Source organism: Streptomyces sp. NPDC001108 (assembly GCF_053598535.1).
Genome location: NZ_JBSFKL010000001.1, coordinates 892,157 through 913,001 on the forward strand (window position 1 = coordinate 892,157; position 20,845 = coordinate 913,001).

Sequence of the window (20,845 nt, forward strand, 5' to 3'; positions counted from 1 at the left end):
CAGCACACCGCCGGACCACACACCGGTGTGGTCGGGACTGACGGAGAGGGCTGGAACAGTTATGGAAGAGCCGCGTCGCCTCGGCGGCCGGTACGAGCTGGGCTCGGTGCTCGGCCGTGGTGGCATGGCCGAGGTGTACCTCGCACACGACACCCGGCTCGGCCGCACCGTAGCCGTGAAGACGCTCCGGGCCGACCTGGCCCGTGACCCGTCGTTCCAGGCCCGGTTCCGCCGTGAGGCCCAGTCCGCTGCCTCGCTCAACCACCCGGCGATCGTCGCCGTCTACGACACCGGCGAGGACTACGTCGACGGGGTCTCCATCCCGTACATCGTGATGGAGTACGTCGACGGGTCGACCCTCAGGGAGCTTCTGCACTCCGGCCGCAAGCTGCTGCCCGAGCGCACCCTGGAGATGACCGTCGGCATCCTCCAGGCGCTGGAGTACTCGCACCGCGCCGGAATCGTCCACCGCGACATCAAGCCGGCGAACGTCATGCTGACGCGCACCGGCCAGGTCAAGGTCATGGACTTCGGCATCGCCCGCGCCATGGGCGACTCCGGGATGACGATGACCCAGACCGCCGCCGTCATCGGCACCGCCCAGTACCTCTCCCCCGAGCAGGCCAAGGGCGAGCAGGTCGACGCGCGCTCCGACCTCTACTCGACCGGCTGCCTGCTGTACGAGCTGCTCACCGTCCGGCCGCCCTTCATCGGGGACTCCCCGGTCGCGGTCGCCTACCAGCACGTACGGGAAGAGGCGCAGCCGCCGAGCACCTTCGATCCCGAGATCACGCCCGAGATGGACGCGATCGTGATGAAGGCGCTGGTCAAGGACCCCGACTACCGCTACCAGTCGGCCGACGAGATGCGGGCCGACATCGAGGCGTGCCTCGACGGCCGGCCGGTCGCCGCCACCGCGGCGATGGGCGCGGCCGGTTACGGCGGCTACGACGGGTACGGCAACGAACAGCCGACCACCGCACTGCGCCCCGCGGACCAGAACGGCGCCGCCACCTCCATGCTGCCCCCGGTCAACCCGGAGGACGGCAGCTACGACGACCGGCCGGACCGGCGCCGCCAGAAGAAGAGCAACACCTCCACGATCCTGCTGATCGTCGCGGGCGTCCTGGTGCTGATCGGCGCGATCCTGATCGGCCAGGCCGTCTTCAGCGACAACAAGAAGGACACCCAGGTCGACGCACCGAACCTGGTCGGCCTGACCGTCGACGCGGCGGAGCAACGCGCGGGGAACGCCGAAGTCGTCATGAAGGTCGGCTCGCGCAAGGAGTGCGAGGACCAGCCGAAGGGCAAGATCTGCAGCCAGACGCCGGAGGCCGACACTCCGATGGAGAAGCAGGACACCGTCACGGTCGTCGTCTCCACCGGTGCTCCCAAGATCGAGGTCCCGGACGTCACGGAGAAGTCCCAGGACAGTGCCCGGAAGGCGCTGGAGGACAAGGGCTTCACGGTCAAGGTCGTCACGGAGGAGTCCGAGAAGTCGCCGGACACGGTCATCCGGCAGGACCCCGCGGGCAACGCGAAGGCGGAGAAGAACTCCGAGGTCACGATCACCGTCGCCAAGCAGGCGGAGGCAGACCTTCCGGACGTTCGCAGCCGGACCATCGACCAGGCACTGGCCCAGCTCTCCCCGCTCGGGTTCACCAACATCTCCCAGCAGCAGGTGGATTCGGAGCAGCCCGCGGGCACGGTCATCGAGCAGAGCCCGGCCGGTCCGAGCAAGCAGCCGAAGAACACCCCGATCGTCCTGAAGGTCTCCAAGGGCCCGCAGGAGCCGGAGAAGGCCACCGTGCCGGATCTGCGCGGCAAGACCATCGGTGAGGTGAAGGGCCTGCTCGCCGGGGCGGGGCTCCAGCTCGGCCAGGTGCAGGGCCCGAGCGACGACAACGCGAGGGTCATCGGCTTCCAGCCGGGAGCCGGCCAGCAGGTCGACAAGAACAGCGCGGTCAACGTGCAGACCATGCCGGGCGGCGGTGACGGCAATATCTTCGGCGGCCCGTCCGGCTCACGCCGCTGAGCCGGTAGGTACGCCACCGCGAAGGGCCCCGGTCACCATCTGGTGACCGGGGCCCTTCGTCGTACGCGGGCGGCGGGTGCGCTCAGCGCAGCTCCGCCGGCTTCGTGCGGTCCTTGTCCACCTTCTCGGTGCGCACCAGCTCGCCCCACACGATGTAGCGGTACTTCGAGGTGTAGACCGGCGTGCAGGTCGTCAGCGTGATGTAGCGGCCCGGCTTCTTCGCGCCCGAGCCCTCCGGCACCGGCTGCAGGACGTCGACGTTGTACTTCGACGTCTCGGGCAGCTCCTTGAAGACCTTGTAGACGTACCAGGTGTCCCGGGTCTCGAAGACGACCGGGTCGCCGGTCCGCAGCTTGTCGATGTTGTGGAACTTGGCGCCGTGCCCGTCGCGGTGGGCGGCCAGGGTGAAGTTGCCCTTCTTGTCCCACGGGAGGGCCGACTTCACCGGGTCGGTGTAGTAGCCGGCGATGCCGTCGTTCAGGTTCTCGGTGTCGGTGCCCTTCTTGACCAGCACCTCGCCGTTCCTCATCGCGGGGACGTGCAGGAAGCCGATGCCGTCCTTGGTGTCCAGCGCGCCCGGCCCGCCCGCCCAGCGGTCGCGGACGGTGTCGCCCTGCTTGGTGGCCTCCCGGTCGGCGAGGACGTTCGTCCACCAGAGGGAGTAGACGACGAAGAGGCCCAGCACCAGACCGGCGGTGATCAGCAGCTCGCCGAAGAGACTGACCGCGGTCGCGACGGGATGCCTTCCCCGGCTCCGGGGCGGGGGCGGAAGCGGGGGTGCCGGCTCGCCGGTCTGCTCGTCATGCTCGGTCCTAGCCGTCACCGCACCCATCCCTGTCGTGATGTTGACTCAGCCCACGAGCGCGTCGGGCTTCCCCTTGCTGCGCGGCCGTTCGTCGATCATCTTGCCCCAGACGATCAAACGGTACGTACTCGTGAATTCCGGTGTACAGGTCGTCAGTGTGATGTACCGGCCGGGCTTGGTGAAGCCCGAACCGCGCGGGATCGGGTCGATCACCGAGACGTTGGACGGCGACGTCTGCGGCAGCATGCTCGTCATCTCGTACGTGTAGTACGCGTCCTGCGTCTCGACGACGATCTCGTCGCCGGGGTTCAGCCGGTTGATGTAGCGGAACGGCTCGCCGTGGGTGTTGCGGTGACCGGCCAGGGCGAAGTTGCCCTTCTTCGCCGAGGGCATCGCGGTACGGAGCGAGCCCTCGCTGTAGTGCCCGACCATGCCCCGGTCGAGGACCTTGTCCTTGCTGATGCCCTCGGCGATCGGGGCGACCACGTCCAGCTTCGGGATGTGGATGATCGCGAAGCCCTGACCGGCCTCGAACACGCCGGGGTTGCGGTCGCCCTTGGCCCAGTCGTCCTGGATCTTGTGGGTCTCCTTGCCCGCGTACTGGTTGGCGCGGACGTTCGTCCACCACAGCTGGTACGTGACGAACAGCAGCATCAGCACGCCGAGCGTGATGAACAGCTCGCCGGTGACCCGGCTGGCCACCACCGCGGGGCTGTCCTTGGCCGCGCGCGCCGCACGCCGCGCCTCGACGCGCGACATCGGCCGGCCGGACGGTGCGACGGGCGGCGCGGTCTCCTGGCGCGGCTCGGCACGGCGCCGCCCCCGCCCCTTGGCGGCGCGACGACGCTCGGCACGGCCCCCGGTACGCGGCTCGGGTTCGGTACGCGGCTCGGGATCCAGCAACGGAACCGGATCCTCCGGGTCCAGCCCGGAGAGCGGGTCCGGAACCCCGGAACCCATGCCCCCGGAGCCGAGGATCCCGGAATCCGCCGTCCCGGGACCCGCCATCCCCGAGTCCATGATCCGGGAACCCGGAGCGTCGAAGGCCTGACCGTCGAAGGCTGGAACGTCCGGTACCGGCGCCGCGGCGTCCGGGGGCCGGACCGGGTCGGGGGCCGCAGGGACCCGGGACAGGACCTCGGTGGCCTGGGCGCCGGGATCCGGCGCGGGCGTCTGCTGCCCGTACCAGTCCCGTTCGAAGCCCTCGGGGTCGTACCACTCCCGCGGGGTCTCCGCGGGGCTCTGCGCGCCGTACGCGCCCTGTGGCCGCTGCTCCGGGGCCCGGTGCTGGCCCGCCCCGGGAACGGCCTCCGGCCCCGACGGCTGGGCCGGGACGGTGTCCGCCCTGAACCACGGCGAGGAGTGCCGCCCCGGCAGCGGATCGGTCAGCGGATCCGCCAGCCCGTCGACAGCCGCCTCGAACGCGCCCGCGGCCCCGTGTGCGCCCTGCTCGTACGGGCCGTCCTGTCCGGCGTCCGGTCCGGGGCGGGGCGAGGTCACGCGACGGCCTTGCCCACCACCGGCGCGAGCCCCGCCGACCGCGCGACGGCCCCTGTGTCGCCGCACCGCACCAGCCAGTTGGCCAGCATCAGGTGGCCGTACTCGGTCAGCACGGACTCCGGGTGGAACTGGACGCCCTCCACCGGCAGCTCACGGTGGCGCAGCCCCATGATGATGCCGTCGGCCGTCCGCGCCGTCACTTCCAACTCCGCCGGTACGGTGTCCGGTTCGGCGGCGAGCGAGTGGTAGCGGGTCGCGGTGAAGGGGGAGGGCAGGCCGGCGAAGACCCCCGCCCCCTCGTGGGTCACCGGCGAGGTCTTGCCGTGCAGCAGCTCCGGGGCGCGGTCCACCACACCGCCGTAGGCCACCGCCATCGACTGCATGCCCAGGCAGACCCCGAAGACCGGGACGCCCGTCGCCGCGCAGTGGCGCACCATCTCGACGCAGACGCCCGCCTCCTCCGGAGTGCCGGGGCCGGGCGACAGGAGGACCCCGTCGAAGCCGTCCTGGGCGTGCGCCGTGGTCACCTCGTCGTTGCGCAGCACCTCGCACTCGGCGCCGAGCTGGTAGAGGTACTGGACGAGGTTGAAGACGAAGCTGTCGTAGTTGTCCACGACAAGAATGCGGGCACTCACCGGCCGCCTCCCGTCCCCGTCGCGCCGTCGACCGTCACGTCACCGAACGGAAGCAACGGCTCCGCCCAGGGGAAGACGTACTGGAAGAGCACGTAGACGACGGCCAGCACCAGCGCCAGCGAGATGAGCGCACGCACCCACGAGTTGCCCGGCAGATGCCGCCAGATCCAGCCGTACATGTCGTCCCTCCATTCGGTACGGGACCAGACTAAAGGGCCGCGGCGACGGCGTGGGTCAGCTGTGGAAAGCCGCGGGCCTGCCGTCCGCCACGGGCTGGGTGGCGTCCAGGTGGGCCCAGACGATCAGCCGGTGGCTGCTTCCCCACTCGGGGTCGCAGGTGGTCAGCGTCAGATAGCGCCCCGACCCGTCGAAACCGGACTTCCGGGGGACGGGGTCGATGACCCCGACATCGCTCGGCACCGTCCGGTACGGCGTACGTCCGATGCGGTACGTGAACCACGTCGTCCCGTCCGTCAGCAGCACCGCGTCGCCCCGTCGCAGCTTCGGGAAGTCCTTGAACGGGTCCCCGTAGGTGCGCCGGTGGCCGGCCACCGCGAAGTTGCCGCTCGCGCCGAGGCGGGCCGTCCCCGCGTAGTGGCCGAGACCCTTCTGCAGGGTCCTGACCTCGGTGTTCTCCAGGACCGGCCACTCCCAGCCCTTGCCGAAGCGGGGGATGTACATCATCGCGAACGGCTTGCCGTCGCGGTACGCGGGCGCGGCGGGCCGCTGCGGAGCGGCCGGGGCGGACGACGGGGTGGTCTCCGGGGCGGAGGCCGTTCCGCGGTCCCACTGGTCGTGGAGCGATTCGATCTGCCCCTCGGCTGCGCCCGCCGCCCGCACTCCCGTCCAGAACAGGACGTACACCACGAAGAGTACGATCAAGGCGCCGACGGTGAGGCAGAGTTCGCTGAGCGTCCTGACGACCAGTCGCACCGACACCTGCCGGCCTCCCCACAGCCGCTGGCTACTTCACGGGCTCCGCATAGTGGAGGTCCACTGTGCCCGAGTAGCCGGGAAGAGTCACCGCCTCGTGCTCGTCGACTTTCCAGCCGAGCCCGTAGGCCTTCACGTACAGCAGGTAGTTGCTGATCGCCGGGGAGTCGTTGAGCGCCTGCTTGAGCCGCCCCGGGTCACCGACCGCGGTGATCTTGTACGGCGGGGAGTAGACCCGGCCCTGGAGGATCAGGGTGTTCCCGACGCAGCGGACCGCGCTGGTGGAGATCAGCCGCTGGTCCATGACCTGGATGCCCCGGGCGCCGCCCTGCCAGAGGGCGTTGACCACCGCTTGCAGGTCCTGCTGGTGGATGACCAGGTCGTTGGGTTGCGGATCGGGGTAGCCGGGGCTGGCGGTGGCGTTGGGCGGGGCGTCGTCGAGCGTGACGGAGACCGAGCGGCCGGTGAGCTTCCTGGTGCCGGCGACGCGCTCCAGCGCACCCAGCCTGGCGGCCTCCGCCTTCGTGCTGCCGTCGTCCTCCCGGACCAGGGCGTCGATGTCGTCGCGCGCGACCGCGTTGACCTCGTCCAACTGGGCGTTCTTGCCGCTGCGCTGCTGGATGAGGTCGGAGAGCTTCAGCAGCGAGGAGTCGGTGCGGATGTTGGTGCCCTTGGCCGTGTTGGCGCTGGTCACGAAGATCAGCCCGGCGAGCGCGAAGACGGCAGCGGTGAGCACCCGGGCCGGGTGCCGGAACGTGCGCCGGACCGGGCCTTCTCGGGAGTCGGCAGAATTGCTCAACGTACCCTTATCTCCTTAGGCACCAGGGAAGCACTACGCTAACGGACGCCCGGGGGAGGCAGTATTCCCCCTTGAGCCCCACCCCGGCGCCCGACACAGTTCCCTGCGCGGTCACGCAGCGCATCGACAGGAGAGTTCCTCGTGCCGAAGTCACGTATCCGCAAGAAGGCCGACTTCACGCCGCCCCCGGCGAAGCAGGCAACCAACATAAAGCTGACCAGCCGTAGCTGGGTGGCGCCCGTGATGCTGGCGCTCTTCCTGATCGGGCTGGCCTGGATCGTCGTCTTCTACGTGACCGACGGCGACCTGCCGATCCAGGACCTGGGCAACTGGAACATCGTGGTCGGCTTCGGCTTCATCGCCGGTGGCTTCGGTGTCTCCACGCAGTGGAAGTAGCACCCTCGGCCCCCTTAGCCCACCGTTGTCCACACCGTTATCCACAGGCGGGGGAAAAGGTCAGACGATCTGTGGATAACTCCCCGAGAGTTGACGCCGGTGTGACTGCAGTCTCCCTCATCAGGGGACGACACGCCCCTTGTCCCGGCTGGAGAAACCCAGCTCAGCGACAAGGGGCACAGTTGTTCCCACCGAGTGCGCAAGATCCGGCACGCGCTGTGGACAAGTACGACTGCGGATGAGCCGTTCGGGCCGCCCGGGGCCGCTCAGGTCAGGGCGGCCGTTCTGCCGACGACCACGAGGACCACGGCCAGCAGGACCAGAGCACAGGTGCCGTACTGCACCAGCGAGCGCCGCTCGCGGGGGGCGTACACCATGCCGACGGCGATCACCATGCCCGCGATCAGCCCGCCCACATGCGCCTGCCAGGCGATCCCGCCCCAGGGGTTGAACGTGATGACCAGGTTCACCGCGAGCAGTACGAGGACCGGGCGCATGTCGTAGTTGAGCCGGCGCATCAGCACGATGGTGGCGCCCAGCAGCCCGAAGACCGCCCCGGAGGCGCCGAGCGAGCTCTGGCCGGGCGCGGCGAGCCAGTAGGTGAGGGCGCTGCCCGCCAGGCCGGAGAGCAGGTACAGCGTGAGGTACCGGGCCCGGCCGAGCGCCGCCTCCAGCGGGCCGCCGAGCCACCACAGCCCCAGCATGTTGAACGCGATGTGCCACACCTCCTGGTGCAGGAACATCGACGTCACCAGCCGGTACCACTGCCCCTCGGCGACGCCTTCGAGCGGGCCGCCGTAGTAGATCTGATGGCGGCCGAACAGCATCAGCCGGACGACCAGCTCCGTGCCCTGGGCCAGGACCGCCAGGTACACGGCGATGTTGATACCGAGCAGGATCTTGGTGATCAGGCGGGGATCGGCGGCGAGGGAGCCACCCGGGGCCTTGCGCGGCGCCCCGGGGGCGGGGACGTGTCCCGTACCCGACCCCTGGCCGGCGCAGTCGGGACACTGGAAGCCGACCGAGGCGTCGACCATGCATTCGGGGCAGATCGGCCGCTCGCAGCGGGTGCACCGGACGTTCGCCTCGCGGCCGGGGTGGCGGTAGCAGCCGAGCGAGCCGTCCACGGCGGGCGGCTCGCCGCCGCTCGGCGGCTGCTGCTGATCCATCGGTCCCATCGTTTCCCGTCCCCTTCCGGTCGTGGCCATGGCGGGCACGGCGCCGTGACGGGGGCGGCATGCACCCTGCCGCCCCGCTCGTCCACTATGTATCAATACGGACGAACGGGGCGGCAGGTTCCCGGTCCGGGGATCAATCCGTGACCGGGTGACGACCCGTGGTGATCATCGGGTCTCGATGACGACCGACTCGATCACGACGTCCTGCAGCGGACGGTCGGTACGGGGGTTGGTCTGGGTCTCGGCGATCGCGTCCACGACCTTCTTGCTGGCCTCGTTGGTGACCTCGCCGAAGATGGTGTGCTTGCCGGTCAGCCAGGCGGTCGGCGACACGGTCACGAAGAACTGCGAGCCGTTGGTACCCGGTCCGGCGTTGGCCATGGCCAGCAGGTACGGCTTGTTGAAGGCGAGATCGGGGTGGAACTCGTCGGCGAACTGGTACCCCGGCCCACCGGTTCCGTTGCCGAGCGGGTCGCCGCCCTGGAGCATGAAGCCGCTGATGACGCGGTGGAAGATGGTGCCGTCGTACAGCGGGGCACGCGTCGGCTGTCCGGTCTTGGGGTCCGTCCACTCCCGCTCGCCCTTGGCGAGTTCGACGAAGTTCTTGACGGTCTTGGGCGCGTGGTTCGGCAGGAGCCGGATCTCGATGTCGCCCTGGTTGGTCTTCAGGGTGGCGTAAAGCTGCTCAGCCACGATCTGCCTTCCGTGAGTCTTGCGTGATGTCGGCCGCCGGGGCATCGGACCCTCGGGGCCGCTCACCGGTTGTCCATCGTCAGTGACGCTCCATCGATCCTCGCACGGACCGCGCGCCCGGGCCGACCGCCGCCGCCCGGGGGGCGTGGCACTCACCTCCCTGCCGCATCACGGGACGAAGCGTGACATCACGCTACGGAGGTTCCCGCCGCGCCGGACCCCTGGAACGCCGGGGGGGTGCGCCCCACACGGCCGGGTACCCCGGATGCCCGCCCCGCATGCCGGACCGGAATCCGGCAGGCATGATCTCGGAATGGGTGGAAAGGCGGAGTATCGACCCGCCACCAAGGAGGAGGATCACGTGACCCGCATCGACAGCGTGCGCGCCGCAACCGACTCGGCGAAGGAGAGCGTGCAGCACGCCGCGGACGTGGTGGCGCCCTACGCCGACACGGCCAGGGAGCAGGCCGCGTATCTCGCGTGCGAGGCCCGCGCGCGGCTGGCGCCGAAGTTGTCCAAGGCGGCCCAGCAGGCCCGCGACCAGTACGGTTCCCATCTGGCGCCGCGGATCGAGCAGGCCCTCGCCCATGTGCCGCCCCGGATCGACGAGGCCGGCCGCCGCGCCGCGCTCCGTACCCGCCTGGCGGCCCGGTCCGCCGCAGAGTACACCGTGCCACGGGTCGAACAGGCGATGGCCGCGGCCCAGCCGATGGCCGAGGAGGCCACGGCGCGCGGTGCCGCCGCGCTGGCCGCCCTGCGCGGGCAGGTCACCGCGGACGAGATCCGACGGCTGGACAGGAGGCACGCGCGCCGGGCGAAGGCCGGGCGGCTGGGCCGGTGCTTCCTCGTGGCCGGTCTCGTGGCGGGCGGCGCGTACGCCCTCTGGCGCTGGTGGGACCGGCAGTCCGACCCCGACTGGCTGGTCGAACCGCCCGCCGCCACGGAGGTCTCCGGCCGTACGCCGCTGACCTCGGTCGACGGCAGCGGACCGGCCGAGCCCGACGAGGGGATGGCCGGTGGGTCGGACGGGCCGGAAGGACCGGACGGCGGGCGCTGAGCGCGGTCCGGTTCCGCCGGCGGTGCGCCGCGGAGGGCCCGGACCGGTGCGACGGACCCGTCCGGGCCCGGAGCGCCGCGTCAGGTGTGCGGCCCGGGCCCAACGGCCGTGCGGACGACGGCAGTACGAACCCGGCCACGCGAACTCGGGCCCGGGCCGCTCGCCGACAACTCCATGCCAGGGCGTCGGCATGGAAAAATCAGGACAGAAAAACCCCTCCGATCCTGTTCCCGCAGATCGGAGGGGTTGAAGGTGTGGAGCCTAGGAGATTCGAACTCCTGACATCTGCCTTGCAAAGGCAGCGCTCTACCAACTGAGCTAAGGCCCCGAAAACGGACAGCCACGGACACTTGCCCGTCCCGGCCACCGCCGCAGACCAGAGTACCGGGTACCCCCCGGAATCCTGCAAACAATATGGGGTCTCCCGGTCGGCGACCACGCTCCGTAAGATGCTCGGCGAGGTTCGCAGCAGCGAAGCCGCAGCGAAGGGGAGACGCCATGGACGCAGCGCAGCACGAGACAACGGCACGGGCCCGTGAACTCCAGCGCAGTTGGTACGGGGAGCCTCTCGGTGCGCTGTTCCGCCGGCTGATAGATGACCTCGGCCTCAACCAGGCCCGGCTCGCCGCCGTGCTCGGGCTGTCCGCCCCCATGCTCTCGCAGCTCATGAGCGGCCAGCGGGCGAAGATCGGCAACCCCGCGGTCGTCCAGCGCGTCCAAGCGCTCCAGGAGCTCTCCGGGCAGGTCGCGGACGGCAGTGTCAGCGCGGGCGAGGCCACCCAGCGCATGGAGGAGATCAAGAAGTCCCAGGGCGGATCCGTCCTCACCTCGACCGGCCAGACCACGACCACCGGCGGCGCCCCCACCGTCCGTCGCGTGGTCCGCGAGATCCAGTCGCTGCTGAGGTCGGTCGCGGCGGCCGGAGACATCATCGAAGCCGCCGACTCCCTCGCCCCGACCCACCCGGAGCTGGCAGAGTTCCTCAAGGTGTACGGCGCGGGGCGCACCGCGGAAGCGGTGGCGCACTACGAGGGACACCAGGGCTAGCCCTTCCCGTCGGGGGGACAGGGCGGATCAGGGAGCGGGCGCAGCGCTATGGGTGAGGTCTTCGCCGGACGGTACGAGCTGATCGATCCGATCGGGCGTGGTGGGGTCGGCGCGGTCTGGCGGGCCTGGGACCACCGGCGCCGCCGTTATGTGGCGGCCAAGGTCCTTCAGCAGAGCGACGCGCACACGCTGCTGCGCTTCGTCCGCGAGCAGGCGCTGCGGATCGAGCACCCGCACGTGCTCGCGCCCGCCAGCTGGGCCGCGGACGACGACAAGGTGCTGTTCACCATGGATCTGGTGAGCGGCGGTTCGCTGGCCCATGTCATCGGTGACTACGGTCCGTTGCCGCACCGTTTCGTCTGCACCCTCCTCGACCAGCTGCTGTCCGGCCTCTCCACGGTGCACGCCGAGGGGGTGGTGCACCGGGACATCAAACCGGCCAACATCCTTATGGAGGCGACCGGTACGGGCCGGCCGCATCTGCGGCTCTCCGACTTCGGCATCTCCATGCGCAAGGGCGAGCCGCGCCTCACCGAGACCAACTACGTGGTGGGAACGCCGGGTTACTTCGCCCCCGAGCAGATGATGGGCGCGGAACCCGACTTCCCGGCCGACCTGTTCGCGGTCGGCCTGGTCGCGCTCTATCTGCTCCAGGGGCAGAAGCCCGACGCACAGGCGCTCGTCGAGCACTTCGCCGCGTACGGCACGCCCTCCGCCCCGGAGGGCATACCCGAGCCGCTGTGGCAGGTCCTGGCGGGGCTGATCCAGCCGGACCCCCAGGCTCGGTTCCGTACGGCCACGGGTGCCCGCAAGGCGCTGCTGGCCGCGGTCGAGATGCTTCCGGAGCCGGGGCCGGACGACGAGCCGGTCGAGGTCTTCGACCAACTCGGGCCGCTGCCGCCGGGCTTCGGCCCCGACGGCCCGGTGAAGGCCGAGGAGCCCGCGCGGCAGCCGCCGCACGCCCGGCCGCCGGTCTCGATGTCGGAGACGGGCAGCTTCCACCTTCCGCCGCCCCCGCAGCAGCCCACGCCCACGTCCGCGCCCCAGCCCGTTCCCACGCCCGCCCCCGCGCAGCCCGGCACGCCGCACTCCACCGTTCCGCCGCAGCCCGCTCACCCGTACGCCGCGGCGTACGGGCAGGACTCCCCGCAGGACCTCTCGCAGGCGCCCACGGCCGCCGTACGGAACGAGCCCCCGCTCACCCGGGCGTACACCGTCGGCCAGCCGCAGACCCCGGCGCACGCCCCCGTCACGGCCGCCGCTACCGGGCGGCGCACGGGACCGTCCCCGAAGGTGGCGGTCCCGGTGCTGCTGGTGGCGCTGGTCTGCTTCGCGGTGGGCATCTGGGCGCTGACCCAGCCCTGACCGCCCCACGGGCCCGGAGACGGCTCAGAAGGCCTGCGGCGGGTTTCCGTACGGTTCGCCGCCGGCCGGAACCGCCGGGGCGGCGGCCGCGCGCCGCCGCGCCAGCAGGGTCCATCCGCCGAGGCCGAGCACCAGCACCGTCCCGGTGCCGATCCCGGCCACGCCGACCACCGTCATGGTGTCGCTGCGGGCCGCCTGCGGACCGCTCTTCCCGGAGTGCGCCAGGTCCTTGTCGTTCTTGGTGACCGAGAAGGGCCCGGCGTCGCCCGCGTACGGCGAACTGCCCGCCTTCCCCTCGACCTTGACCTTCAGGGTCAGTGGAATCGCCCGGTCCCCGTACGACTTCGCGACGGCCGGGCTCAGCGTCACCGACAGGTAGTACCAGCCGGCGAACCGCATCCCGGAGACGCTGCCCGAGAAGTCGAAGCGGTTCTCGTACGCCACCGGCGGCAGCGGGTCCAGCGAGACGGAGGCGGACTTCCCGGAGTACGAGAGCGGGGTCGCCGAGTCGACGTGGCCGTGCGCCGGGTTGTCCAGGGAGAGCGCGAGCGCGTTGCCGACGTACGCGTCCGAGGTGGTGCTGTTGCTCAGGTCGGCGGTGGCGAAGATCTGCTGGCCCCAGTCGACCGGCACCCGGTAGAAGAGGGTCTGCCCCGGCCGGATGCCGCCCTCCTCCTGCCACTCGCCGGTCTCCAGGCCGGTGGCGTCGTAGTAGCTGCTGCCGCCGGACCGCTTCTGCGGGGCGGCGGTGGGCGGTGGCGGCGAGGCCGACGGCCAGTTCTCCGGGGCCTCGGTCGGCATCGAGCCGGCCGCCTTCGGCTCCGGCTCCGCCACGTGGCGCAGCTCCAGGTCCCAGGGTTCCTGCGAGGAGCTGCCCTTGCTCTCCCGCTCGATCAGGACGTTGTACGTCCCGGCCTCCTGGCAGGTGCTGCCGTCCTTCTCCACCATCCGGTAGGCGTACGCGGCGATCGGCCGCGGGAACTCCGCCGACTGGAACCGCGCGTCCTCCGAGCTGCACCGCAGGTCCGTGCTGTCGCGGACGCTGACCGTGATCCCGTCCCCGTACGCGACCCGGCCGCCGCCCTTGGGCACGGCCACCGCCGAGACGTACGCGTTGGTCCGGGCGTCGAGATCGAGGCGGTAGTAGAGCTTCTCACCGGGCTTGATCGAGCTCCGGTAGACCGATCCGTCCTTCAGGGCCGGGGCCTGGGTGCTGAACTCGGCCCCCGCGACCCGTTCCGCCCCCGGATCGAAGGCGTACGCGGGAACCTCCCCGGCCCCGTACGCCTGTCCCGGCAGCGTCGCCGCCATCCACATCGCCGCGACCGCGGCCAGCGCCACCCGGCCCCTGCTGCGCCGCCTCATCACGCGCTTCCCCTCGTCGTCCGCCCCGCCCCGCGACGCCGTGCCGCCGCCCCGGGGACCCGGCCGTTTTGCTCAGGCAACGTATTGATGTGCTCCGACGAACTTCAAGAGCACGGCCGTCACGGTCCCGCAACAGCACGAAGCCCCGGCCGCTCGGCGACCGGGGCCCGCAATCAGGCTGTTCTGACTCACACACCCGAACCTGCGGGCACGGAGTCGGTCGCCTCCGTCCACAGATCCTGCTCGGCGCGATCCGCCTGGATCTGGCGGTACACGAGGAGCCCGCCGATGGCGGCCAGTGCGACCAGGAGAAACTTCTTCACCGCGCGACCTCGTCTTTCCTTGACGTAGGGGACTTCTGCCGCCCGACTATACACACCGGCCGATATCAACCGGTGACCTGCCTGTGGCCCAACTGGCGCCCGGGGAAAAGCGATCCTTCGGGGCGGCGGGGGACGGTGAAACCCGGCCCGGTCCGTGACCTGCGGCGGATCCGCCGGAGCCGGTTGAACCATACGAGTGGTGTTCATCCGAAGATCCGCGAATCGGTGGCGTCGGTCCAGGAAATCGGCGGTCCGATCCACATCATCGGAAAGGTAAGCAAACCGGACCACCCGAAAGCGAGGGGTCATGAACTCCTTCCAGCCCAGGAACATCTGGACCTCCTTCGTCACCGCCCTCTTCGCCCTCCTCGCCGCGCTGGGCTTCATGAGCGCCCCGGCCTCGGCCACGCAGCAGAGCGCCGCGGAGTCGGCCACCACGACCCACGAGCACATGGCCGAGACCACGGCGACCGCGACCACCCCGAGCGTGCGATGGACCCTTCCCCGCGACCGGGCCCTGCCACCCACGATGAAGCAGCGCATCCGCGCCGAGGCACACGGTTCCTCGCCCGCCACCCGCCATCTGTCCTCCTACGACGGAACGGACGCCGGGGAGACCAGGGGCGCCGCCCGCACCTCGCACGGGGCCCCGGCCGGGGACGCCTCCCTGCTGCCGCCCTGACGGCCGCACGACCGACACCTGAGCCCCCGGACCGGTTCGCACCGGACGGGGGCTTCTCCGTGCGCCCAGCGGCCTCTCCCCGCCGTCCCACACGGACCGCTCCAGCCACACCGACCGCACCAGCCACCGGGCGGTACGCCCCGGCTCCCGCGACGAACACGACCGGCGGCCCGCCCCCATGGCGAGGGATCAGTTCCCCCGGCGTGCGCCCGAGCCCGTCCCGCACGTCCTCGGCGCCACCACGCCCGCACCTACGCGCTCCCGCCGTACACACGACGAAGGCCCCCACCGTCTCCGGTGAGGGCCTTCGTTCTGGTGGGGCTAACAGGATTTGAACCTGTGGCCTCATCCTTATCAGGGATGCGCTCTAACCAACTGAGCTATAGCCCCGCCGCGCTGTTGTGTCGCGCTGACCTCTGAAGATTAGCGCACGTCGGGGCCAGTCCCAAAATCGGTATCCGGCGGTCTACTCGTCCTCGGCCAGCGTGAGCTCGACACCGCCCACGAAACCGGCCGACAGGTTGTAGATGAACGCGCCCAGCGTCGCCAGCGCGGTCGCCAGCACCACATCGATCACGGCGATGACCGAGGTGAAGATGAGGACCTTCGGCAGCGACAGGAACGCCTGCAGGTCGAAGCCGGCGCCGTCGCTGGAGCCGGTCGCCTCGCTTATCGTCCCGCCGACGGCCTCGAAGACGCCCATCGCGTCCATGACCATCCAGAGCACGGCGGACGCCACCACCGTGCAGATGCCGAGCGCGATGGAGAGCAGGAAGCTCACCTTCATCACCGACCACGGGTCGGCCTTGGCAACCCGCAGCCGTGCCTTGCGGGTACGCGGAGTCGTCCGCGCCCCCGTACGCGGCTTGCGCGCCGCCTGAGCGGCGCCCGCGCCCTGCGCGCCGCCGTGCGTACCGTGCTGGCGGCCGCCGCCCTGAGTACCGCCGGCAGGCGAGGGATACGCCTGCGGCGGGTGGTACGGCCCGCTCTGCCCCGGTGCGGGCTCGCGCTCACCGGGCAGCGGCCCGCTCGCGTAGCCCTCGTACTGGGGCTGAGGCCCCCGGGTGTCCGTCACAGTGCCCCCTCGGGAGTCCGTGGCGGGGCCACGGGCACCGTTCGCTCCTGCTCCGGAAGCGGCCGAACCGGCGCCCGTGGCTCCACTCACGCTCTACTCCTCGTGCTCCCCGGCCGAAGGCGACGTGCCTTCGACATTGCCTTCGACCGTGCTCTCGGCACCCTCCGCCTCGGCGGCCCCGGGGTCCTCGGACCCCTCGACCTCTTCGGCCTCGTGGCCGGCCTCGGCGTTACGGGCAATACCGACAACGGCATCGCGCTTGCCCAGATTGATCAGTTGGACGCCCATGGTGTCACGGCCCGTCTCCCTGACTTCATTGACTCGCGTACGAATCACACCGCCGCCGAGCGTGATGGCGAGGATCTCGTCCGTCTCCTCCACCACCAGCGCGCCGACCAGCGAGCCCCGGTCCTCGACGATCTTGGCAGCCTTGATGCCGAGACCGCCACGGCCCTGGACCCGGTACTCGTCGACGGGGGTCCGCTTCGCGTAGCCGCCGTCGGTCGCGGTGAACACGAACGTACCCGGGCGGACCACGTTCATCGAGAGCAGCTCGTCGCCCTCGCGGAAGCTCATGCCCTTCACGCCCGAGGTCGCACGGCCCATCGGACGCAGCGCGTCGTCGGTCGCGGTGAACCGGATCGACTGGGCCTTCTTACTGATGAGCAGCAGATCGTCCTCGGCCGACACCAGCTCCGCGCCGATCAGCTCGTCGTCGGAACCGTCCTCCATCTCCCGGAGGTTGATCGCGATGACACCGCCGGAACGGGGCGAGTCGTAGTCCTTCAGCGCGGTCTTCTTCACCAGGCCGCCCTTGGTGGCCAGGATCAGGTACGGCGCGGCCTCGTAGTCGCGGACCGCCAGGATCTGCGCGATCCGCTCGTCCGGCTGGAAGGCCAGCAGGTTGGCGACGTGCTGCCCGCGGGCGTCCCGGCCCGCGTCGGGCAGCTCGTACGCCTTGGCCCGGTACACCCGGCCCTTGTTGGTGAAGAACAGCAGCCAGTGGTGGGTCGTCGAGACGAAGAAGTGGTCGACGATGTCGTCTTCCTTGAGCTTCGTCCCGCGCACGCCCTTGCCGCCGCGCTTCTGCGAGCGGTAGTCGTCCGTCTTCGTGCGCTTCACATAGCCGCCACGCGTGATCGTGACGACGATGTCCTCCTCGGCGATCAGGTCCTCGATGGACATGTCGCCCTCGAAGGGCACCAGCTTGGAGCGCCGGTCGTCGCCGAACTTCTCGACGATGGCCGCCAGCTCCTCGCTGACGATCTTCCGCTGCCGCTCCGGCGACACCAGGATCGCGTTGTACTCGTTGATCTTCGCCTGGAGCTCGTCGTGCTCGGCGGTGATCTTCTGGTGCTCCAGCGCGGCCAGTCGGCGCAGCTGCATCTCCAGGATCGCGTTCGCCTGGAGCTCGTCGATCTCCAGCAGGCCCATCAGGCCCTCACGCGCCACCTCCACGGTCTGGCTGCGCCGGATGAGGGCGATGACCTCGTCGATCGCGTCCAGGGCCTTCAGGAGGCCGCGCAGGATGTGCGCCCGCTCCTCGGCCTTGCGCAGCCGGAAGCGCGTACGGCGGACGATGACCTCGATCTGGTGCGTCACCCAGTGGCGGATGAACGCGTCGATGGAGAGGGTCCGCGGCACCCCGTCGACCAGCGCCAGCATGTTGGCGCCGAAGTTCGACTGGAGGTCGGTGTGCTTGTACAGGTTGTTCAGGACGACCTTGGCGACCGCGTCTCGCTTCAGCACCACGACCAGGCGCTGGCCGGTCCGCGAGGAGGTCTCGTCGCGCACGTCGGCGATGCCGCCGACCTTGCCGTCCTTCACCAGGTCGGCGATCTTCTGCGCCAGGTTGTCCGGGTTGGTCTGGTACGGAAGCTCCGTGACGACCAGGCACTGCCGGTTCTGGATCTCCTCGACCGCGACCACCGCGCGCATCGTGATGGAGCCGCGCCCTGTGCGGTACGCCTCCTCGATGCCCTTGCGGCCCACGACCAGCGCGCCGGTCGGGAAGTCCGGGCCCTTGATCCGCTCGATCAGGGCGTCCTGGAGCTCCTCCTGGGACGCCTCGGGGTGCTCCAGGTACCACTGGGCGCCGTCCGCGACCTCGCGCAGGTTGTGCGGCGGGATGTTGGTCGCCATCCCGACCGCGATGCCCGCGGAGCCGTTCACCAGCAGGTTCGGGAAACGGGCCGGCAGGACCGTCGGCTCCTGGTTGCGGCCGTCGTAGTTGTCCTGGAAGTCGACGGTCTCCTCGTCGATGTCCCGGACCATCTCCATGGACAGCGGCATCATCTTGCACTCGGTGTACCGCATGGCGGCGGCCGGGTCGTTGCCCGGGGAACCGAAGTTGCCGTTGGAGTCCACCAGCGGCATCCGCATCGACCACGGCTGCGCGAGGCGGACCAGCGCGTCGTAGATCGAGGAGTCGCCGTGCGGGTGGTACGTACCCATGACGTCACCGACGACGCGGGCGCACTTGTAGAAGCCCTTCTCGGGCCGGTAGCCGCCGTCGTACATCGCGTACAGCACGCGGCGGTGGACGGGCTTGAGGCCGTCCCGCACGTCCGGCAGCGCACGCGAGACGATGACGGACATCGCGTAGTCGAGGTAGGAGCGCTGCATCTCCGTTTCGAGCCCGACGGGCTCGACGCGCATGCCCACACCGGTGACGGCGGGCTCCTCTTCGGGTGTCACAGGGGTGTTCTCGTCGGCCATTGCTGGTCAAAGTCCTTTCGAGCGGCGGCTTGGCTGGTACGGCCGACTCAGATGTCGAGGAAGCGGACGTCCTTGGCGTTGCGCTGGATGAACGAGCGCCGCGCCTCGACGTCCTCGCCCATCAGCACCGAGAAGAGGTCGTCGGCCTGCGCCGCGTCGTCCAGCGTGACCTGGCCGAGGACCCGGTGGTCGACGTCCATGGTGGTGACGCGCAGCTCCTCGGCGTTCATCTCGCCGAGACCCTTGAAGCGCTGGATCGAGTCCTCCTTGATCCGCTTGCCGCTCTGCTTGCCCAGCTCGACCAGGGCGTCGCGCTCCCGGTCGGAGTAGGCGTACTCGAAGTCGTCGCGGCCCCACTTGATCTTGTAGAGCGGGGGACGGGAGAGGTAGACGTGCCCGGCCTCGACCAGCGGACGCATGAAGCGGAAGAGGAAGGTGAGCAGCAGGGTGTTGATGTGCTGACCGTCGACGTCGGCGTCCGCCATCAGGATGATCTTGTGATAGCGGAGCTTCTCGATGTCGAAGTCCTCGTGGACCCCGGTACCGAAGGCCGAGATCAGCGCCTGGACCTCGGTGTTCTGGAGGATCTTGTCGACCCGGGCCTTCTCGACGTTCAGGATCTTGCCCCGGATCGGCAGGATCGCCTGGTACATCGGGTTGCGGCCGGACTTCGCCGAACCACCGGCGGAGTCACCCTCGACGATGAAGATCTCGCACTTCGTCGGGTCGTTGGACTGGCAGTCGCTCAGCTTGCCCGGCAGCGAGGCGCTCTCCAGGAGCCCCTTGCGGCGGGTCAGGTCGCGCGCCTTGCGGGCGGCCACGCGGGCGGTGGCGGCGGCGATGCCCTTGCGGACGATGTCGGCGGCCTCGTTCGGATTGCGGTCGAACCAGTCCGTCAGGTGCTCGTGGACGACCTTCTGCACGAAGGTCTTGGCCTCCGTGTTGCCCAGCTTGGTCTTGGTCTGGCCCTCGAACTGCGGCTCGCCGAGCTTCACCGAGATGATCGCCGTCAGACCCTCGCGGATGTCGTCGCCCGTGAGGTTGTCGTCCTTCTCGCGCAGCAGCTTCTTGTCGCGCGCGTACTTGTTGACCAGCGTGGTCAGCGCGGCGCGGAAGCCCTCCTCGTGAGTACCGCCCTCGTGCGTGTGGATCGTGTTCGCGAAGGAGTAGACGCCCTCGGTGTACTGCGTGTTCCACTGCATGGCGATCTCGGCCGAGAGGAGGCGCTCCTTGTCCTCGGCCTCGATGTCGATCACCGACTGGTGGATGACGTCGCCCTTGCGGGAGTTGAGGTACTTCACGAAGTCGACGATGCCGCCCTCGTAGTGGTACGTGACGGTCTTGACCTCGGCCTTCTCGTCCGCACCCGCCTCGTCCGCGCCGCTGGTCGCCTTCGCCGACTCGCGCTCGTCGGTGAGCCGGATCGTCAGGCCCTTGTTGAGGAACGCCATCTCCTGGAAGCGGCGCGCGAGCGTCTCGAAGGAGTACTCGGTGGTCTCGAAGACGTCCGGGTCGGCCCAGAAGGTGACCGTCGTACCGCTCTCCTCGACCTGCTCGTGCTTGGCGAGCGGGGCGGTGGGGACGCCGTACTTGTAGTCCTGCGTCCAGCGGTAGCCGTCGCGCTTGATCTCGACCGAGACCTTGGTCGACAGGGCGTTCACCACGGAGACGCCGACACCGTGCAGACCGCCGGAGACGGCGTAGCCGCCGCCGCCGAACTTGCCGCCCGCGTGCAGCACGGTCAGCACGACCTCGACGGCCGGCTTCTTCTCCACCGGGTGGATGTCGACGGGGATGCCTCGGCCGTTGTCGACCACGCGCACGCCGCCGTCGGCCAGGATCGTGACGTCGATCGTGTCCGCGTGGCCGGCGAGGGCCTCGTCGACGGAGTTGTCGACGACCTCCTGCACCAGGTGGTGCAGACCGCGCTCACCGGTCGAGCCGATGTACATGCCGGGTCGCTTGCGGACCGCGTCCAGACCTTCGAGGACGGTGATCGCGCTGGCGTCGTACGACGAGGCGCCCTCGCTCCCACCGGGTGTAGACGGAATGTTCTCGTTGGGGTTGCCGGAATCGGCCACGAAGCGCCCTCTCTGGCACAGCACAGGCCGTTCTCCGGGCAAACGGGAGCGGCTGCGTCGTTCGGCTTGTATCGACGACTCCCGCGGGACACGGGATTGTGCACCAGTCTACCGGTAGCGCTGACATCAATGGGGGTTTGCCGGTACCTGAGTACGCA

The 20,845-nt window shown here is 70.0% G+C and carries 19 protein-coding genes and 2 tRNA genes; 6 read left to right on the top strand and 15 right to left on the bottom strand.

Annotated elements, in window-relative coordinates; genetic code table 11:
• The first annotated feature begins 61 nt into the window (after nt 1-61).
• A complete protein-coding gene (pknB, locus tag ACWC97_RS04005) occupies nt 62-2,035 on the top strand; it encodes a Stk1 family PASTA domain-containing Ser/Thr kinase (protein WP_352274074.1) in 1,974 nt (657 codons plus the stop codon).
• An 82-nt stretch (nt 2,036-2,117) separates the two neighbouring features.
• Here the strand turns inward: pknB and ACWC97_RS04010 are convergent, their stop codons facing one another.
• From ACWC97_RS04010 to ACWC97_RS04035, 6 genes are read right to left on the bottom strand one after another with little or no spacing between them, the layout of a single operon-like run.
• Nucleotides 2,118-2,858 (bottom strand): class E sortase, encoded by a 741-nt coding sequence (locus tag ACWC97_RS04010; protein ID WP_352274073.1) that lies wholly within the window; start codon nt 2,856-2,858, stop codon nt 2,118-2,120.
• Nucleotides 2,859-2,885: 27 nt separating this feature from the next.
• On the bottom strand, nt 2,886-4,340 hold the full coding sequence (locus ACWC97_RS04015) for a class E sortase (RefSeq protein WP_450647294.1): 1,455 nt from the start codon (nt 4,338-4,340) through the stop codon (nt 2,886-2,888).
• Nucleotides 4,337-4,975 (bottom strand): aminodeoxychorismate/anthranilate synthase component II, encoded by a 639-nt coding sequence (locus ACWC97_RS04020; protein ID WP_352274071.1) that lies wholly within the window; start codon nt 4,973-4,975, stop codon nt 4,337-4,339. The genes ACWC97_RS04015 and ACWC97_RS04020 overlap by 4 nt, the downstream gene beginning before the upstream one ends.
• Nucleotides 4,972-5,154 carry a hypothetical protein gene (locus tag ACWC97_RS04025; RefSeq protein WP_352274070.1) on the bottom strand — a complete coding sequence of 61 codons (183 nt, stop codon included), beginning with the start codon at nt 5,152-5,154 and terminating at the stop codon, nt 4,972-4,974. The genes ACWC97_RS04020 and ACWC97_RS04025 overlap by 4 nt, the downstream gene beginning before the upstream one ends.
• A gap of 55 nt (nt 5,155-5,209) precedes the next feature.
• Nucleotides 5,210-5,914: a class E sortase gene (locus ACWC97_RS04030; RefSeq protein WP_450647296.1), complete on the bottom strand. Its 705-nt coding sequence runs from the start codon at nt 5,912-5,914 to the stop codon at nt 5,210-5,212.
• 25 nt (nt 5,915-5,939) lie between these two features.
• On the bottom strand, nt 5,940-6,707 hold the full coding sequence (locus ACWC97_RS04035; RefSeq protein WP_352274068.1) for a DUF881 domain-containing protein: 768 nt from the start codon (nt 6,705-6,707) through the stop codon (nt 5,940-5,942).
• A 141-nt stretch (nt 6,708-6,848) separates the two neighbouring features.
• Here ACWC97_RS04035 and crgA point away from each other — a divergent pair, with 141 nt between their 5' ends.
• The gene (gene crgA / locus ACWC97_RS04040; RefSeq protein WP_352274067.1) at nt 6,849-7,103 is read left to right on the top strand and encodes a cell division protein CrgA; all 255 of its coding nucleotides are present in this window, start codon (nt 6,849-6,851) and stop codon (nt 7,101-7,103) included.
• A gap of 266 nt (nt 7,104-7,369) precedes the next feature.
• Here crgA and ACWC97_RS04045 read toward each other — a convergent pair whose 3' ends face one another.
• Together ACWC97_RS04045 and ACWC97_RS04050 are read right to left on the bottom strand one after the other, a co-directional pair.
• Nucleotides 7,370-8,272, bottom strand: coding sequence for a rhomboid family intramembrane serine protease (locus tag ACWC97_RS04045; protein WP_352274228.1), 903 nt, complete (start codon nt 8,270-8,272; stop codon nt 7,370-7,372).
• Between the two features lie 174 nt (nt 8,273-8,446).
• The gene (locus ACWC97_RS04050) at nt 8,447-8,974 is read right to left on the bottom strand and encodes a peptidylprolyl isomerase (RefSeq protein ID WP_352274066.1); all 528 of its coding nucleotides are present in this window, start codon (nt 8,972-8,974) and stop codon (nt 8,447-8,449) included.
• A gap of 361 nt (nt 8,975-9,335) precedes the next feature.
• On the opposite strand from ACWC97_RS04050, the gene ACWC97_RS04055 reads away from it, so the two are divergent.
• Nucleotides 9,336-10,031, top strand: coding sequence for a DUF5324 family protein (locus tag ACWC97_RS04055; protein ID WP_450647298.1), 696 nt, complete (start codon nt 9,336-9,338; stop codon nt 10,029-10,031).
• Between the two features lie 255 nt (nt 10,032-10,286).
• Here ACWC97_RS04055 and ACWC97_RS04060 read toward each other — a convergent pair.
• Nucleotides 10,287-10,359 (bottom strand) — tRNA-Ala (locus tag ACWC97_RS04060).
• Between the two features lie 170 nt (nt 10,360-10,529).
• Here ACWC97_RS04060 and ACWC97_RS04065 point away from each other — a divergent pair.
• Together ACWC97_RS04065 and ACWC97_RS04070 are read left to right on the top strand one after the other, a co-directional pair.
• Nucleotides 10,530-11,078 (top strand): helix-turn-helix domain-containing protein, encoded by a 549-nt coding sequence (locus ACWC97_RS04065; RefSeq protein ID WP_385202767.1) that lies wholly within the window; start codon nt 10,530-10,532, stop codon nt 11,076-11,078.
• Nucleotides 11,079-11,126: 48 nt separating this feature from the next.
• Nucleotides 11,127-12,443, top strand: a complete 1,317-nt coding sequence (locus tag ACWC97_RS04070) for a serine/threonine protein kinase (RefSeq protein WP_352274063.1) — start codon at nt 11,127-11,129, stop codon at nt 12,441-12,443.
• 24 nt (nt 12,444-12,467) lie between these two features.
• Here the strand turns inward: ACWC97_RS04070 and ACWC97_RS04075 are convergent, their stop codons facing one another.
• Together ACWC97_RS04075 and ACWC97_RS04080 are read right to left on the bottom strand one after the other, a co-directional pair.
• Complete coding sequence (locus ACWC97_RS04075; RefSeq protein ID WP_352274062.1) at nt 12,468-13,808, bottom strand: hypothetical protein; 1,341 nt, start codon at nt 13,806-13,808, stop codon at nt 12,468-12,470.
• A 188-nt stretch (nt 13,809-13,996) separates the two neighbouring features.
• Complete coding sequence (locus ACWC97_RS04080; RefSeq protein ID WP_312002983.1) at nt 13,997-14,131, bottom strand: DLW-39 family protein; 135 nt, start codon at nt 14,129-14,131, stop codon at nt 13,997-13,999.
• A gap of 307 nt (nt 14,132-14,438) precedes the next feature.
• Here ACWC97_RS04080 and ACWC97_RS04085 point away from each other — a divergent pair, with 307 nt between their 5' ends.
• Complete coding sequence (locus ACWC97_RS04085; RefSeq protein ID WP_352274061.1) at nt 14,439-14,813, top strand: DUF6344 domain-containing protein; 375 nt, start codon at nt 14,439-14,441, stop codon at nt 14,811-14,813.
• A 313-nt stretch (nt 14,814-15,126) separates the two neighbouring features.
• On the opposite strand, the gene ACWC97_RS04090 is transcribed toward ACWC97_RS04085, so the two are convergent.
• From ACWC97_RS04090 to gyrB, 4 genes are all read right to left on the bottom strand, one after another.
• Nucleotides 15,127-15,203 (bottom strand) — tRNA-Ile (locus tag ACWC97_RS04090).
• A 76-nt stretch (nt 15,204-15,279) separates the two neighbouring features.
• Nucleotides 15,280-15,888 carry a DUF3566 domain-containing protein gene (locus tag ACWC97_RS04095; protein WP_450647301.1) on the bottom strand — a complete coding sequence of 203 codons (609 nt, stop codon included), beginning with the start codon at nt 15,886-15,888 and terminating at the stop codon, nt 15,280-15,282.
• 93 nt (nt 15,889-15,981) lie between these two features.
• Complete coding sequence (gene gyrA / locus ACWC97_RS04100; RefSeq protein ID WP_385202756.1) at nt 15,982-18,606, bottom strand: DNA gyrase subunit A; 2,625 nt, start codon at nt 18,604-18,606, stop codon at nt 15,982-15,984.
• 47 nt (nt 18,607-18,653) lie between these two features.
• Nucleotides 18,654-20,711 carry a DNA topoisomerase (ATP-hydrolyzing) subunit B gene (gyrB, locus tag ACWC97_RS04105; RefSeq protein ID WP_352274058.1) on the bottom strand — a complete coding sequence of 686 codons (2,058 nt, stop codon included), beginning with the start codon at nt 20,709-20,711 and terminating at the stop codon, nt 18,654-18,656.
• Nucleotides 20,712-20,845 lie beyond the last annotated feature (134 nt).